Origin of the sequence: Microcoleus sp. LEGE 07076 (assembly GCF_015207455.1) — a bacterium.
Lineage (GTDB): Bacteria > Cyanobacteriota > Cyanobacteriia > Cyanobacteriales > Microcoleaceae > Microcoleus.
On the sequence record NZ_JADEWV010000013.1, the window covers coordinates 38881 to 54590 of the forward strand.

The 15710-nt window shown below is 42.8% G+C and carries 14 protein-coding genes and 1 pseudogene; 10 read left to right on the forward strand and 5 right to left on the reverse strand.

Annotated features, from left to right (window positions below; genetic code table 11):
* Positions 1–41: 41 nt before the first annotated feature.
* The 3 genes from IQ270_RS03805 to IQ270_RS03815 are packed head-to-tail and all read left to right on the forward strand — an operon-like array spanning position 42 to position 4141.
* A complete protein-coding gene (locus IQ270_RS03805; RefSeq protein WP_193971926.1) occupies positions 42–1157 on the forward strand; it encodes a DUF1822 family protein in 1116 nt (371 codons plus the stop codon).
* Positions 1158–1187: 30 nt separating this feature from the next.
* Complete coding sequence (locus IQ270_RS03810; protein ID WP_193971927.1) at positions 1188–3044, forward strand: CHAT domain-containing protein; 1857 nt, start codon at positions 1188–1190, stop codon at positions 3042–3044.
* Positions 3041–4141, forward strand: coding sequence for a hypothetical protein (locus IQ270_RS03815; protein WP_193971928.1), 1101 nt, complete (start codon positions 3041–3043; stop codon positions 4139–4141). Before IQ270_RS03810 ends, IQ270_RS03815 begins: the two co-directional genes overlap by 4 nt.
* 203 nt (positions 4142–4344) lie before the next feature.
* Here the strand turns inward: IQ270_RS03815 and IQ270_RS03820 are convergent, their stop codons facing one another.
* The 4 genes from IQ270_RS03820 to IQ270_RS03835 form a co-directional block, all read right to left on the reverse strand.
* Positions 4345–5067 (reverse strand): pyridoxine 5'-phosphate synthase, encoded by a 723-nt coding sequence (locus IQ270_RS03820; protein ID WP_193971929.1) that lies wholly within the window; start codon positions 5065–5067, stop codon positions 4345–4347.
* Positions 5068–5342: 275 nt separating this feature from the next.
* Complete coding sequence (locus tag IQ270_RS03825) at positions 5343–6269, reverse strand: DUF4435 domain-containing protein (RefSeq protein ID WP_193971930.1); 927 nt, start codon at positions 6267–6269, stop codon at positions 5343–5345.
* Complete coding sequence (locus tag IQ270_RS03830) at positions 6269–7642, reverse strand: AAA family ATPase (RefSeq protein ID WP_193971931.1); 1374 nt, start codon at positions 7640–7642, stop codon at positions 6269–6271. Before IQ270_RS03830 ends, IQ270_RS03825 begins: the two co-directional genes overlap by 1 nt.
* A 200-nt stretch (positions 7643–7842) precedes the next feature.
* Positions 7843–8610, reverse strand: a complete 768-nt coding sequence (locus IQ270_RS03835; RefSeq protein WP_193971932.1) for an aminoglycoside 6-adenylyltransferase — start codon at positions 8608–8610, stop codon at positions 7843–7845.
* A gap of 272 nt (positions 8611–8882) precedes the next feature.
* On the opposite strand from IQ270_RS03835, the gene IQ270_RS03840 reads away from it, so the two are divergent.
* Complete coding sequence (locus tag IQ270_RS03840; RefSeq protein ID WP_193971933.1) at positions 8883–9743, forward strand: Tab2/Atab2 family RNA-binding protein; 861 nt, start codon at positions 8883–8885, stop codon at positions 9741–9743.
* Between the two features lie 63 nt (positions 9744–9806).
* Here IQ270_RS03840 and IQ270_RS03845 read toward each other — a convergent pair whose 3' ends face one another.
* Positions 9807–10016, reverse strand: coding sequence for a hypothetical protein (locus tag IQ270_RS03845; RefSeq protein WP_228056058.1), 210 nt, complete (start codon positions 10014–10016; stop codon positions 9807–9809).
* Positions 10017–10031: 15 nt separating this feature from the next.
* On the opposite strand from IQ270_RS03845, the gene IQ270_RS03850 reads away from it, so the two are divergent.
* From IQ270_RS03850 to IQ270_RS03875, 6 genes and pseudogenes are all read left to right on the forward strand, one after another.
* Positions 10032–11327, forward strand: coding sequence for a TldD/PmbA family protein (locus tag IQ270_RS03850; RefSeq protein ID WP_193971934.1), 1296 nt, complete (start codon positions 10032–10034; stop codon positions 11325–11327).
* A gap of 411 nt (positions 11328–11738) precedes the next feature.
* The gene (locus tag IQ270_RS03855) at positions 11739–12695 is read left to right on the forward strand and encodes a GDSL-type esterase/lipase family protein (protein WP_193971935.1); all 957 of its coding nucleotides are present in this window, start codon (positions 11739–11741) and stop codon (positions 12693–12695) included.
* A 14-nt stretch (positions 12696–12709) separates the two neighbouring features.
* Positions 12710–13408 (forward strand): haloacid dehalogenase type II, encoded by a 699-nt coding sequence (locus IQ270_RS03860; RefSeq protein WP_193971936.1) that lies wholly within the window; start codon positions 12710–12712, stop codon positions 13406–13408.
* Between the two features lie 58 nt (positions 13409–13466).
* Entirely contained in the window at positions 13467–14564 is a 1098-nt protein-coding gene (locus IQ270_RS03865; protein ID WP_193971937.1) for a tetratricopeptide repeat protein, read from the forward strand.
* A gap of 119 nt (positions 14565–14683) precedes the next feature.
* Positions 14684–15298: a zinc ribbon domain-containing protein gene (locus IQ270_RS03870; RefSeq protein WP_228056059.1), complete on the forward strand. Its 615-nt coding sequence runs from the start codon at positions 14684–14686 to the stop codon at positions 15296–15298.
* A 104-nt stretch (positions 15299–15402) separates the two neighbouring features.
* A pseudogene (locus IQ270_RS03875) lies at positions 15403–15710 on the forward strand (chloride channel protein); the annotation flags it as partial.

Consider the following 15710-nt stretch of genomic DNA (forward strand, 5'->3'; position numbering starts at 1 on the left):
GGCAGATGAAGAACAATAGTACCGGAACCCAATCATTGCCAATGCCAATTACCCAAAAGGCAATTCGTTTAGCATGGCAATTTGCTTCGGAACACAAACATCCGCAAAAGGTGGAACAAATTTATATCAACACTTTGGCTGTGTTGGTAGTTTGCGATTATTTAAAATTGTTAGATATTGAAACTGACTTGAGTCAATGCGATAGCTGGAATCCGGTAATTCGCTTGTTTGAAAATGTGGCAGATTTGTACATTAAAGGATTGGGTAAAATTGAGTGTATCCCCATTAGAAGAGTACATCAAAATACCCAAAATGGCAATGCAGTTTCGGCTGCAAATTTACCGGAAACCTGTCCCATTCATACTGAAGCTAGGGATGAACGCATCGGTTATATTGCGGTCGAAATTGATGAAGAAGAAAAGCAAGCAAGATTGTTGGGCTTTTCTCCGACTGCGGCAACGGGCGAGTTAGTATTGAGCGATTTGTATTCCCTGGATGACTTCTTGATTCACCTAGAAAAAATACATGAATCTAAAGTCGATCTGCGTCAGTGGCTGGAGAATAAATTTACAGCGAATTGGCTGTCTGTTGAATCAATCTTCGATCCGCAGCCGGAGACTGAACCGACTGAGATTGAAAACCCAATCAAATCTAATTTAGGCAATTGGTTGCAGAATGTTGCCGAAGCAGGTTGGCAGAAATTTGAGCAAGGTAAACAAAATTTAGAAGACCTGATTTTTCCTGAGGATAACCCAAGTTTTGTATTCCGAGGAGGTGGCAATTCCACTACAGAATCTGGCGCGCGTATAAGTAGTAATATTAATAGGTTTCCTGAAGCTGATGTCACGCGGGCAAAGTTGATTGATTTGGGAATGCGTTTGGGCTCAACAACTGTGGCTTTGTTGGTGGCGATCGCCCAAGAGGACGATCGCACTTTCAGAGTTCACGTGCAACTGCATCCGGCGATTGGCGATCGTTATTTGCCGCGTCACCTTAAACTGTCGTTAATATCTGATGCTGGAGAAATTTTACAGGAACTTGAATCTACTGTTCAACATCAGTGCATTTCACTGGAATTTTACGTTGAACCCGGAGAATGTTTTGGTATTCGACTGGCGATCGACGATTTGAGCATAACAGAAAATTTTATGGTATGATTCTCTGATTACTGTTACCGCAGCAAATTTATGACTTGGACTGTCATATTGGCTTTAGGGTCTGGAACTCTTCAAGAAGGCTTTCCTCTCGTCACGGCGAAGTTGAAAAACCAAGCAAGACCTATCAATATTCAATTCAAAGGAAGCTTGCTACCAGTACCAGACCTTGAGGTACTGCAAAGAAGATGGAAAGTTTGTTGTTCTGGGTTCCAATCTAGCCGCAGCAATTCTCGGATAAAAATCAAGCCTACAAGCACAGCGTATGTTTCGGAAAACAATCCTCGCGCTATATATGAAGGGTTGAAAGAAGAGATGCAAAAATGGCTGAATGCTGACGAATTTTACCGAAAAATTGAGGTAAATCTTAGGACGCAAATCGGCAATACATCTGAATACATTCAAATATTTCTAGAGTGCGATGATTCTGAGATTTGCGAGTTGCCTTGGGATGCGTGGAATTTTCGGGAAGCGTACTGCAACAGTGAAATCATCAGCAGTCCGTCAGAGTATAGAATACTACCTCAGCAGGAAACTCAAGCAGGAATATATCTGCCTTCTCGGGGCAGAATTTTATGTGTTTTAGGTAATAGTAAAGGCATAGATGTTAAAAAAGATACTAAAAGTATCGCACAAAGTTTGGGCGATCGCTGCCAATTAGAATTTTTAGATAACCCGACACCGGAAGAGTTTAACGATCATCTTTTTGATGAAAAAGGCTGGCAAATTTTCTTTTTTGCAGGACACAGCGATAGCGATAATAATGCTACAAACGGACGGCTGCATATAAATCAAAATCCTGCCAACAATACTATCACAGTAAATGATTTTAAAATAGGTGTAAAGCGAGCGAGTTTTAAAGGGTTGCAATTGCTAATTTTTAATTCTTGTTCGAGTTTGGGATTGGCAGCGGATTTGGTGAGCCAGAATTATTCTTTGCCGTCAATAATTGTAATGCGCGCACCAATTCCCGACCCAATTGCTCACGATTTTGTAAAGTCATTGTTTAGATATTTGGCGGATGGAGAACCTTTGTTTTTGGCAATGCGAAAAGCTAAGGATGATTTGCTGCACTGGGAATCTCGATTTCCGGGCGCTAGCGGGATTCCGGTGCTGTGTCAGCATCCAAATTTTGAGGAATTGACGTTACCGCGAAGAGACGCAACTAAACCTTTGATTTCAGCAGCGGATGGTGTGTCAAATCGCCCAAACCACCCGCAATTTACGATTCCAACTAAAGTTATGCAGCGTACAAGCATCAGTTTAGCTGTTTTGGCGATCGGCTACATATTAATCGGCCCGATCGTTGCCAGTGTTGCCAATAAAATTGGCATGAAAAATCATAAAAAGGGTCAACTCTTTATTGCCGAAAAATACTACCAATTAGCAAATTTATTAAATCTAAACTATGCTGCTTCTTACTATAATTTAGCCGACTTGTACGAGAGCTTGAATGAAAAAGAATACGCCGAAAAAGCAATGAAGGAGGCGGCGCGGCGGGGTTCTACTGAAGCGAATGCTGAAATATCCCGATCGCTAATTCTGAATAATCAACCTCAAGAAGCTTTAAAGTTTGTCGCCGCTTGTTTAGAAAATACTCAATACGACGGAGTAAAAGCCGCTTGTTTTAAAAATCGCGGCTGGGTGCGGTTGACACAAAAGCAATATGATGCTGCGGAAGCAGATTTAAGAATAGCAATAAAATTCAGAGACGATAGCCCTGAAGCTCAATGTCTGTTAGCAGAGGTACTGGAAACTAAAGGTAAGTCACAGGAAGCATTAGAAGCCTGGAATAAGGCGCTTCAATATTCTAATTACCGCATACCGAAACAAGATGAATGTATCCAAATTGCTCAGCAACGTTTACAAGCAAAAGGAAATATCAAATGAAAACCAGGATGGCAATTTTTATCGGTTTAAGTTCGATCGCAACTACCGCCCTAGCAGCCAGCAACCGAATATCCAACGGACTGATTATCCATACTAGCGGGGAAGTTGCGATCGAGCGCCAAAACGGCTTAATTGTTCGCCCTACCAGCGGTACGCCGATTTATCCGGGAGACAAATTGCGAACAGCACAAAACGGACAACTTACCCTCCAATGTGCAGATTTGGGAATTAAGTCGATCGCACCTTCTCAAAATCAATTGAATAGCTGTTTGTTAGCCAACAAAAAAGCTGCTTGCAGTGAGGATGTAATTAAATGTCCCCATCGCGGTGACGGTAAAATTGCTTGGCACAGCGCGCCGATTCCTTATATTATCAGTCCGCGCAGCACAAAATTGCTGAACGACAAGCCAATTTTGCGGTGGAATCCGGTAGCTGGTGCGACTAGCTATAAATTGAGCCTCCGCGAAAACGGAGCGCAATTAAACTGGGAAATGACTGTTAGCGGTACTGAGGCTGTGTATCCAGGGGAACCGGCGTTGAAACCGGGTGCTAACTACAAGTTGATTGTGGATGCAAATACGGGCGCTTCTTCCGAAAGTGCTATCGGGCAGGGGAATATCGAGTTTAGCTTGCTGGATGAGGGTGAGGTGGAAAGGGTGAAAAGTGAGGTTGGGGCGATCGACAAACAAGTACCTAATGAAAGCGCCAAGAAATTAGCAATCTCTAGCATTTATCTTAACACAAGTGCGATCGCAGAAGCAATAGAAATTTTAGAAAGTTTACCAAAAACCGGAGTTGAAACACCGCCAATTTATCGTACTTTGGGCGATTTGTATTTGGAGAGATTGCAACTGGTTCCGCAGGCTAAATATTACTATTCAAAGGTAATTAGTGGGGCAAAACCTGACGACATCGAGGAGTTAACAGTGGCCCGCTACGGGTTGGGGCAAGTGCATTCAGCGATGAGAGAAAACCAGGAAGCAATGGGTTATTTGCGAATCGCCAAAGATGGATTTCAAAATTTAGGAGATTTGCCAATGGTGGAAAAAATTGATAAGCAATTGCGGGATTTGCAAAGGAGGGAAGACAGAAAATAGTCATGTTAGCGGTTGAATTGGCGATCGTATTCGTAGAGGCGGGATGGTGAAAAATATCAGATACAACTCACATCTTGCAGCATTCTCGCTTAACAGGCCGGAGAGCCTGTTCATAAAAGGCTAATTGAAAATGGTGAAAAATATCAGATACAAACGAGTTTGCCGATGCAAAACCACTCTCTCCCGCGCCCGGTTAATTTATACTACGAACCAGAGAGGATTTTTAAGTAAGCTTGTACTGTGTTGGACAATCCCATTTCTAGCGCCTCCGCAATTAAAGCGTGACCGATCGACACTTCTAGGATATCAGGAATAGAGCAAAATTGAGCTAAGTTTTGCAAATTTAAATCGTGTCCGGCATTCACTTCCAAACCTGCTGATTGAGCGGCTTTAGCTGCTAACCTATATTGTTGCAAAACAGATTCTGCTTTACCTTCGCGAAAAGCAGTTGCATAGGGTTCCGTGTACAGTTCTACGCGATCGGCTCCCACTTCTTTTGCTAGGGGCATAAGAGCAGGATCTGCGTCCATAAACAAGCTGACTCTGATGCCGTTATTTTTTAATTTTTCAATTATTGGTAACAGGCGAGATCGATTTTCGGGAATGTTCCAACCGCTATCCGATGTTAGCACGTCGGGAGCGTCCGGCACCAAGGTACATTGAGCTGGTTTTACGTCGCAAACTATATCCATAAAAGGAGGCTGAAACGGGTTTCCTTCGATATTGAATTCGACGGTTAGCATTTTGGCTAAGTCGTAAACATCGGCAGCTTTGATGTGTCTTTCGTCGGGGCGGGGATGAACTGTAACGCCGTGGGCTCCGGCGGCAATGACTGTTTTTGCGGCTTCGGTAACGCTGGGAATCCCAATGTTTCGAGAGTTTCTGAGGAGGGCGATTCTGTTGATGTTGACGCTGAGTTTTGTCACGGGATGTTAATTTTAAGGTTGATACTACTATATTAATCGCTTTCGGTACGAAACCTTGAGCCTATTGCGGTAGTGTTAGCGTGTTATCCAAGTAAAAATTAGCTTCTGTAAGCGGTAAATTTTCTGCAAAAAAATCCTCTGCTATTTGCTGTTTTGCTGCCAAATCTTCGAGATTGGCAATGCAGAAAAGACTGGTGGCGCGATCGAATTTATCACCGCATCGGAGACATTTTATAGAAAAATAAGTAGTTAAGTTAATGGATACATGATGTAGCTTAACTATCTTTACTGTGCAGCAATGCCAAATAATTATTCAAACTTTCGGGGGTTTCAGCATATACCGAAAAAAGACTGATAGCTTGCTCATTACTCAACTTTTCCCCAAAAGTAAACTTTATTTTGTCTTTTATATAGTTTTTAGAATTTGATGAATCCTGTAAAATTAGTTGAATCATTGTAACCACAAACTCCATTTCATATTTGCCTCTAAAAGTTTTATATTGTTCACAACGGGTAAAGTCATCAAGCTTTATGTTTAAAATATCTTCAGAAACTTCCAAGGCTTGTGGGAACTTGTGTTTGATGGTTTCACAATCATATTTTTGTACTACCGAGTCTAGCGTAAAATGAATAAAGTCTTTTGGTAATTTATCGACTAAATTTACACCTGTTTGGTTTCCTGTTTGATTTCTAATCTCTATCAAGCAAGCATACCAAGCGTTAATCAAACTCGTAGCTTGATGAAACTCTTGTTGTCTCTGCGTAAAAAGGCTAATACAAACTTGAAATGCTTCATCACTAACTTCTGATAAATGAAGTTCATTTTTTAGGATTTCTTTGAAAACATCTACTGAAGCGTAAAAATTTTCAATAGAATAACAAGGTGTTTCAAATATAGGTGGGTTATGAGGTGGTAAAGGTTCATTGAAATCCCTATCAATGAAAAAAGCTTTTTTGTATTTATCGTATTCCGCATGAATAGTAATAAGTCGGTAAACCTCTAATACTTTATCTCTGCCACCGCAATTTATTGGGTAATAGTTATCTGTGAAACGCTTGATTCTTGGTACATAGTAAGCATTATCATTTCCCTCAAAAAAGCAAAACAAGCCATCCTTACCTTTTTTGGTATGCAGGGCAAACTCTGCATAAGCAACTTGGGATTTTTCTCGGCTTTTCCTGAGTTTTTCTATGTATGACATTAGGCTGTAATGACTTGTGAAGGTTGAATATATTCGTTTAAGCCAATGGCATATTTATCCAACTCATTATCAAAAATGAATGGGGAATGAGTTACTGCCAAAAGGAATTCACATTTTCCTGAATTGAGAATATCTGGAAGTAATTGCTTTTGCCAAGGCATTGATAATGATAACTCTGGTTCATCAAAAAGCACAACGAATTTTTTGTCACCTTCTGAAAGGTAAATTTTAGAAAATATTGAAATAATTTGCTTTTCTCCTGAAGAAAGTTTACTCAATGGAATGTCAGAAGAATTTCTCTCGGATTTAATAAAAATTTTGATTTCACTTTCATCATAAAATACCTTTTTATTAATCAAATATTTATTGCAAACGTCTCTGAATAGTTTTACGGACTTGTCTAACTCTTTTTGAGACGAGTAAATTTCAATAAGTTTCTTTAGGAAAAAGTTGAGAGAGTTATCTTTTGCTATTAGCTTGGTTTCTTTTGTTAAAAGCAGTTCACTAATTTTTTCTTTTTTTTGTTCTGAAATTCGATTTCCCACTCGTGATAATAAAATTGCAACATCATTATCTTCGATATTTTTCAAGAACTCACTGTCTTTTTCATCTTCTTCATCTTCTATCAGTTGACTGAGAATTTCGGATGACATCTGTGAAAAACCTTCCTTCAAAAATCCATCAATATCATTTTGAATTTTGTTAAAACGTTTTTGGACATCATCCATGCCAAATTGAATAAGTGTATTTTCTTGATTTAAAAGTTCATCATCACTATAACCAAGATTATATAAGTCTTCTTCAACACGCCTATATGTTGGGAAGTACATAATCTCAGTTTCTTCAATACCTGATTCAATGTCTTTTGCACAATCACGAAAAAAGAGGTTGGATTGGTTGTCTCTATTTATTTCTAGTCTCTCAAAAACTCGAAAGATATGATTAACAGGAAACTTGCTAGATTTTAAATTATATTCAAATTCAAGCTCTGCTTCTAATGAGAATTTTCTTCTCTTACCTTTGCTTTGGATAAATCGATTTCTGAGCATCTCCAGTTGAGGATAACCAACTTGATCTATAAAATCTCTAAGCACTGGATGATCGTAAAGTTCCTGAATCAATTCATTTACCTTGTCTTTAGATATTTCAATAGGATTTTTTTGGGAAAATTCTAAAATTAATTTATCAAAGCTGAATTCACCCAGCCTAAAAAAGTTTCTTTTTAAAGTGTAATAAAAAAGGTTTAAGACTTGAGTTTTCCCCAGTCCATTTTCTCCAACGAGTATTTTTGTATTCTCATCAAAGGGAATGTGAACATCATCTGTGCCGAAAAGACCCTGCACTGAAAAAGATTTTATATTACTTGTGTTCATTTTCTTGTCCTATTGATTAGAGCCATCAAATAAAGATTCTAGGGTTTTAATCATGGCATTCCTAGATGTGGGGCAAGCTAGGATTTCCCACCTTAAACAAGGATAGCACAATTTTGAATGTATTGACAATCGCAATTGGGAGATTTAATAAGTAAACGATTAAGATATGTTTGAGTTCAGATTGTAACAGATATTGTTTACTATGCAATACTCCGAAATTTCGCTGCTACCAGCGGTAAGGTTTCAATAAAAAAATCCTCTGCTATTTGCTGTTTTGCTGCCAAATCTTCGAGATTGGCAATGCAGAAAAGGGGTGCAACTTTATTGACTATTTCGGGCGGAAAGTCTCGGCTAAAATATTTTAGTTGAAAGTCGGATCTGTGGGGACGGTAAATCATTCCCAAAAGTTCGATTAAGGGTAGAAGCGTCCAATTGTGATAGTTGCCGATCGCCTCTACTATATTTCCGCGATAAATCTCTTTTTTTACCAGAGGTTGCAGCAAATTAAAACGATTTTTTATTTCGTTGAATCGAATTTGCATTTGGGCAAAATGCTGGTTTGTATCCAAATGAGCGGGTACAATTAAATTGGCTTTGTCAAAGGCGATCGGGACTTTTCCGTGTCTCTCTATTTCGAGAAATTCGTTGCGGCTGCTGCGCCGGAAAACGGCAAAATCTATTAACAAAAAGGGCGGGGTTTCTTTGAGCCGCCAGAAGCACTGCGACTGACCGTGCCAAGCGGGTTCTGGAACTCGATATTTGAGTTCGATTTCGCCAATTTGTGCGAGGGCTTTTTCGACAATTTCAAAGGTTTCTTCCACGCAGTTATCTTCAACCGCAACGGCAATATCGAGGTCTGACCATTCGTCGGTGTATCCGTGGGCTGCTGAACCTCCTTGCCACAAAGCGAGAACAAAATCTAAAGGTTGTAAGGTTGAAACAATCTTTTCGAGAATGATTTGTCTCATTCAATCAAGGTATAGTATTTGTTTTTGTGGGCTTCCATAAGTATAACAAACATCGCGGGTTGAGATTGCTGCGGCATTGTTCTGCGAAAAATTGCTAAATGCGCCCGGTTGTGCACTGCTGTTGAAAATTACATGAAATGGGGCAAGCCACAGCGGTAATCCTTGGGAAAGTCCGATCGCCCGCAATTGAAAATCAGTCTTAAATTCTCACTCATCAGAAACCTGCACGCTGTCGAGTAACATGAGAAAGGATTAATTTTTAACAGCGCGGCATGGCTACTATTTGGGAACTCGACTTTTACAGCCGTCCAATTATAGACGAGCGAGGGAAAAAAAAATGGGAAGTGTTGATTTGCGAAAGCCCGCTGAATGTAGGCGACAAGGCCGAATCTCTGTTTCGTTACTCGCAATTTTGCCCGAGTACAACCGTGAATTCCCTGTGGCTGGCTGGTGCAATTAAAGAGGCGATCGCCACCTCACCGAAACGGCCAGAAAAAATTCGCTTTTTCCGGCGCCAAATGGCGAACATGATTACCAAAGCCTGCGAGGAATTGGATATTCCCTCAGCCTCCAGCCGCCGCACCCTCGCCCTCAGCCTGTGGCTGGAAGAACGGATGCAAGACGTTTATCCCGCCGAACCGGGCTATCAACCGGTTGTGAACCCGAGCGTTCAATTTGTACCCGAAACGCCCGTGGCGCTGCCGGACGCCTTAATCGGCGAAAAATGGGCGTTTGTCAGTTTGCCGATCGCAGCTTTTGATGAAATGTCCGAGTGGGACATCGGATTTGGCGAAGCTTTCGGGCTGCCGATGACACGCCTCGCCCCTGAAACGCAAATTCCGGGACTGATTATCTACTCGTCGAGAGCAACAGCTTTGGCAGGTTGGATGTCGGGTTTAGAGTTGGCTTTTATCAAATTTGAAAGCGGCCCGCCCCCTAGGCTGGTATTAGATACGGGAGCTAACGATCGCTGGATTTTAGCTAATCTCAGAGACGCAGCAACTGAGAGGGAAGCCGCATCATTTGAATCTGCGAAACAACAAGCAAAAAAAGTACATTTCTTGGCAATTCAGTCGAATCCACAATCGGAATCTTTCGATGGATTTTGGCTGTTGCATGAACTAAGTCTTTAGTCAGTTGTTATTTGTCAGTTGTCAGTTGTTATTTGTTAGTTGTTATTTGTGAGTTGTTAGTTGTTAGTTGTTAGTGGAAATTAAGAATTGAAAATTGGGAATTTGCAACCAATAACCAATAACCAATAACCAATAACCAATAACCAATAACCAATAACCAATAACCAATAACCAATAACCAATAACCAATAACCAATAACCAACTACCAATAACCAACTACCAACTAACAACTGCCAACAACCAACAGCCAACTGCCAACTGCCAACTGCCAACTACCAACTACAAAAATGACCAATCACCAATCAGCAGAAAAACTGCTAGAACTAGCCACCAAAGCAGGTGCCGAAGCTGCTGAGGTACTGGAATCGCAATCGCTCTCGCGGCCGGTCTTTTTTGAGGCAAATCGCCTCAAACAGCTAGAAACCGCCCAAGCAGAAGGCATTGCTCTGCGGCTGTGGCGGGACGGGCGGCCGGGTTTGGCGGTGGCTTACGGGCCCGTGGAACCGCAGATTTTGGTCGATCGGGCGATCGCGCTTTCGCAACTCAACGAACCCGAAACGATCGAACTCGGCAGCGGGGACAAAGTTGTTTACCCCGATGGCGGAGTGTCGGTGCCGACTGGACAGCTAGTAAACTGGGGAAAAGAGGCGATCGCGATCGTCCGCGAAGCCTATCCCGAAAGCCTCTGCAGCGCCGAACTCGACTGCGAAATCGAAAGCACCCGCTTGCTGAACACCCTAGGCTTGGATTGCAGCCACACCGACACCACCCTCAGCGGTTACTTGTCAGCAGAATTAGTGCGGGGCGAAGATTTCCTCAACATTTGGGAAGGCGAAACCCAACGCGGCACTCTCGACTTAAACACTAGCGCCAAGCGGGTTTTGCAGCGGTTGGAATGGGCGAAATCTAATGTTGCTCCCGCCACGGGGCGCGTGCCGGTGCTGTTTACAGCCAAAGCCGCCGATTTGCTGTGGGGAACTGTCTGTGCGGCGTTGAATGGCAAACAGGTACTAGAAGGCGCTTCGCCTTGGAGCGACAGGCTAGGTAAACAAGTGACATCGCCCCTTGTCACCCTTTCGCAGCAGCCGGATATCGGGCCCTATAGCTGTCCTTTTGACGACGAAGGCACTCCCACTCGGGCGATCGTCTTTATCAACAGCGGAGTATTGCAGTTATTTTATACCGATCGCACCACCGGTCGAGCCTTGGGCAGCGGCACCACCGGCAACGGATTTCGCCCGGGTTTAGGCAGCTATCCCACACCGACTTTGTTCAATATTTTGATTAAACCGGGTTCTCTTTCCCTAATCGATTTAATCGTTCAACTAGACGACGGAATTGTAGTCGATCAAACCCTCGGTGGCAGCGCCGGAATCTCCGGCGACTTTTCCATTAACGTCGAGCTAGGCTACCGAGTCAAAAAAGGTCAAATAGTCGGTAGAATCAAAGATACAATGGTAGCAGGCAACGTCTACAGCGTCCTCAAACAATTAGTAGAATTGGGAGGAGACTCAGAGTGGAACGGTTCTTGTCACACACCATCTGTAATTGTAGAAGGATTGTCCGTCATCGGCAAAAGCTAATCGGTAATCGGTAATTTGAAATAAAGCTCCTCCGGGTGCGGATATCCAAAAATATTGATCAAATCCCAACTATGTGAGACTGTTTAGTCTTGCACACAGCCAAAACCATTGAATAACATCAAGTCCGGTCGATTCCCCCTAGTATGGTAGGGGCGGGTTCACCAAAAATATCTGCCAATAATTGAAAATTCCAAAAATCCGCCCAGGCTTTTACTCTCTGTCGATCGACCGGACTCGCTCTCACATCCATGCAACCGCAAACGAGACGATATGACTGCCAAAATCTCTATTGCCAATTATGAATTTTCCAGCACAATTTTCTCCTGCTACAAGTGATAATGTTCAAGGTTCGGCGCACCTACAGGTAGAGGTTCCGCGTAATTCCTGCAAAATCAAAAATCTCAAATAGTTATGCGTATTTGTTTCATCGGCGACTCTTTGGTAAACGGTACTTGCGACCCAAAATGTTTAGGTTGGACAGGAAGAATTTGCGCCGCAGTTTGCAAGCAAGGACAGGATATCACCTACTACAATTTAGGAGTGCGGGGAGAAACCAGTACCGATATACAAACTCGCTGGTTGAACGAAATTTCATGCCGCCTGCCTGACTACTGCGACGGCAGAATAATATTTTCCTTTGGCGTCAACGACACTCACTTAGAAAACGAAAAAATTCGCATAGAAGTAGAAAAATCAATTGAGAATGCCCGCTATATTCTCACATCAGCCAAAAAAATATTTCCAGTATTAATGGTAGGGCCGCCGCCAGTTATCGATGCCGATCGCACAAGCCGGATTGTCAACTTATCCGAACATTTTTCAAAACTTTGCAGCGAATTAGAAGTGCCTTATCTAGATGTTTGCAAGCCGCTGCAAAAATCAGAAATTTGGCAAAAAGAACTTGCCGAAAATGACGGTTCCCATCCAGGCGCCGCCGGTTACGCTGAATTGGCTAAAATAGTTCACAATTGGGACGGTTGGAAAGCTTGGTTTAAAAACATCAATATATCAGATCGAGAGACAGTAACGCTGTTCCGAGCCGTCGGGAAAAAAGAAATGGAACTGATTAAAGAAAGCGATTTTCTGGCATTTCCGCCGCGCTTATCCTTTCAGCCTATTTTTTATCCCGTACTGCACAAAGCCTACGCCGTACAAATCGCCCGAGATTGGAATACCAAAGATGCAGCATCGGGATATTTTGGCTATGTAACCAAGTTTCGAGTTTTGGCTGAATTCTTAAAAAAATATCCCTTGCAAACTGTCAGCAGTTCGATTCATCAAGAATATTGGATTCCCGCCGCAGAGTTGGCAGAATTCAATCGCAATATTGTTGGAAAAATTGAGATTTTGGCTGAATATCAACCGTAAACTAGGAGTACACTATGCTTGATTTCAATCAATTTGAAGTGGTTAGTTTTGATTGCTACGGCACTCTCATCGATTGGGAAAGTGGCATATTACCAGTGTTGAGAAAATTGCTGTCTGCCCGCGAAATCGATTTCAGCGATGACGCAACTTTAGAAATGTTTGCTGAGTTTGAATCGGCACTGGAAAGCCACCAGATAAATTATATGACCTATCGGGAGATTTTGCAAGAAATAGTGAAAAAAATTGGTCAAAGATTTAATTTTGAACCAACAGGAACAGAAATTAAAAGTTTGGCTGATTCTGTGAAAAATTGGGAGCCATTTTGCGATACAGTCCCAGCTTTGACCACACTCAAACAAAAATATAAACTGGCGATAATTTCTAACATTGATGACGATTTGTTTGCAGGTACTGCCAAACATTTAAAAGTTGAATTTGACTGGGTGATAACTGCCGAACAAGTGCGATCGTACAAACCGTCAACTCGCAACTTTGAAATTGCCATGCACAGCATGGGCGCAGCACCGGAAAAACTCCTGCACGTCGCTCAAAGCCTGTATCACGACATTGTACCGGCCGCATCGATGGGAATACCGACAGTTTGGGTAAATCGGAGACAGGGAAAAGCAGGATTTGGGGCGACACTGCCAGCCAGCGCCCAACCCGATTTAGAAGTGCCGGATTTGAAAACGTTGGTGGAGGCGATCGGATAAATAACCGCAGATTGATGTCAAAATAGTTGTTAAAAATTACAGAAATGTGGAGATTACCATGAATCACCAAATATTGACGGGATTGTTGACGGGGTTAGTTGTTTCTATGACCCCAAGTTTGATAAATTGTCAACCCAGCTATGCGCGAAACAACAAATTTTCAGGGGAAATTCCGAGCAGTCTAAATTTGAGTTTCTTGGCTTTAGCGAAGGTGGATTTGGGAGTGCAGGTGGCGAGGGATAGTGTGGGGGCAGAACCGACAGCCGAAGATTTTTACAATCAGGCTGGGGATAAGTATGACAAAGGAGATTTTCGGGGTGCTATAGAGGCTTACGATCGATCGATTCAGCTTAATCCTAATTATGTTGCTGCGTACATCGGCCGAGGTAATGCCCGCGACGATTCAGGAGACAAACAGGGTGCTATTGCCGATTACGATCGAGCCCTGAAACTTGACCCCAACAATGCCAGTGCGTACTACAACCGCGGTATTACCCGATCGAGGTTAGGAAACGCGCAGGGTGCTCTTGCCGATTACGATCAATCACTGAAAATTAACCCCAACTATGCCAGTGCTTACTACAACCGGGGACTTGTCCGATCGAGGTTAGGAGATACGCAGGGTGCTCTTGCCGATTTCGATCGAGTCGTACAAATCGAGCCCAACAATGCCACTGCTTACAACGAACGGGGTAATGCTAGCTATATATTAGGAGACAAGCAGGCTGCTCTCGCCGATTTCGATCGATCGTTGAAAATTAACCCCAACTATGCTGCCGCCTACACAAACCGAGGTAATGCCCGCGATGACTTAGGAGACAAACAAGGTGCTATTGCCGATTACGACCAATCCCTAAAAATTGACCCCAATAATGATAATACCTACTACAATCGGGGTGTTACCCGATCGAGGTTAGGAGACAAGCAGGGTGCTCTTGCCGACTACGATCGAGCCGTACAAATTAACCCCAACTATGCCAGTGCTTACTACAACCGGGGAATTGTCCACTATGACTTAGGAGACAAGCAGGCTGCGATACAAGATTTCCAAAAAGCCGCAGACTTGTATCAGAAACAAGGAAACACAGAGAGATACCAAAAAATATTAAACATAATTAAAAAACTTCAACTAGACGGCAAAACTCCCGCACTCTAACTATACTCCGTTCAGTGACGGGAGGAATGCGCGTGAGGCGTACCCGCTGAGCAAATCTTCGACTCCTATTGCAATATTAAATTTCACGAGATACGATAACACCAGAGTTTGTCAATGTAATGTCCCAAGTGCTCACCGCCAAGCTAAAACTCAAACTGACTACCGAGCAAAAAGCTGTGGTGTCTCAGAGAGAGAGACGGTTTATCGCTGACGTCAACCACAAAATCAGCAAGCATATTGCAAAGCCTAACACCCTGATTAAACTAGAAAACCTCACCGGAATCCGGGACAGAACTAGAACTAAATCGGGCAACAAGGCAAGCAAGAAGAGACGACTAGCTAATCGAAATAAAGCTAAAGGGTCTTATGCCGAATTGCAGGGATATATTGACTACAAAGCAAATCTAAATGGTTCGTTAGCAACGAAAGTTCCGGCTCATTACACATCGAAAAGTTGTCCTAAATGCGGACATACTTCGGATACGAATAGACCGAACAAAGGACTATTGTTCCGTTGCGAATGTTGTGGACATGAGTTACACGCTGATTTGATTGGTGCGCGAAATATTGCAATGAGAGCGTTGCTTGTTCGACAAAACTGGACGAGTACGGGGAGCTTGTCAGCATCCCCTGATGTATCGAACGGTGAAACTAAAGCTGAGATTCTTTCTAGACTCTCGGAATTGCGGTGGAGTCCAGATGCAAGCCCGCATCTCCGGCGGTACTCCGCTTGATGCTGGGTAGTTGACTTTTAATTCCTTGCATTTTCCCAAAAAACCAAGCAATTTCTTGCTAAACTCTAACCGAGCAGACAATTTGCAGGCAATAAACGCTATTTATGCCGTACATTACTATCCCTAAACAATTTAGGGAGCCTTCCAGAGTCATCAAATCTCAACTATTTTTAAAACCGAGACGACTCGCTATTTTTGAAGCTTGTCTGATTGGCTTGGTTGCCGGACTAGCAGGCGTTTTGCTCAAATCAGGAGTGGGATGGCTCGGTAGTTGGCGAGTTGCTACCTCAACAGTAATCCCAGTTTGGATACTGCTTCCGAGCGTCGGTTTATTGGGCGGTTTCCTAACAGGTTTGTTAGTAGAACGTTTGGCTCCAGAAACCGCAGGTAGCGGCATTCCCCACGTCAAAGC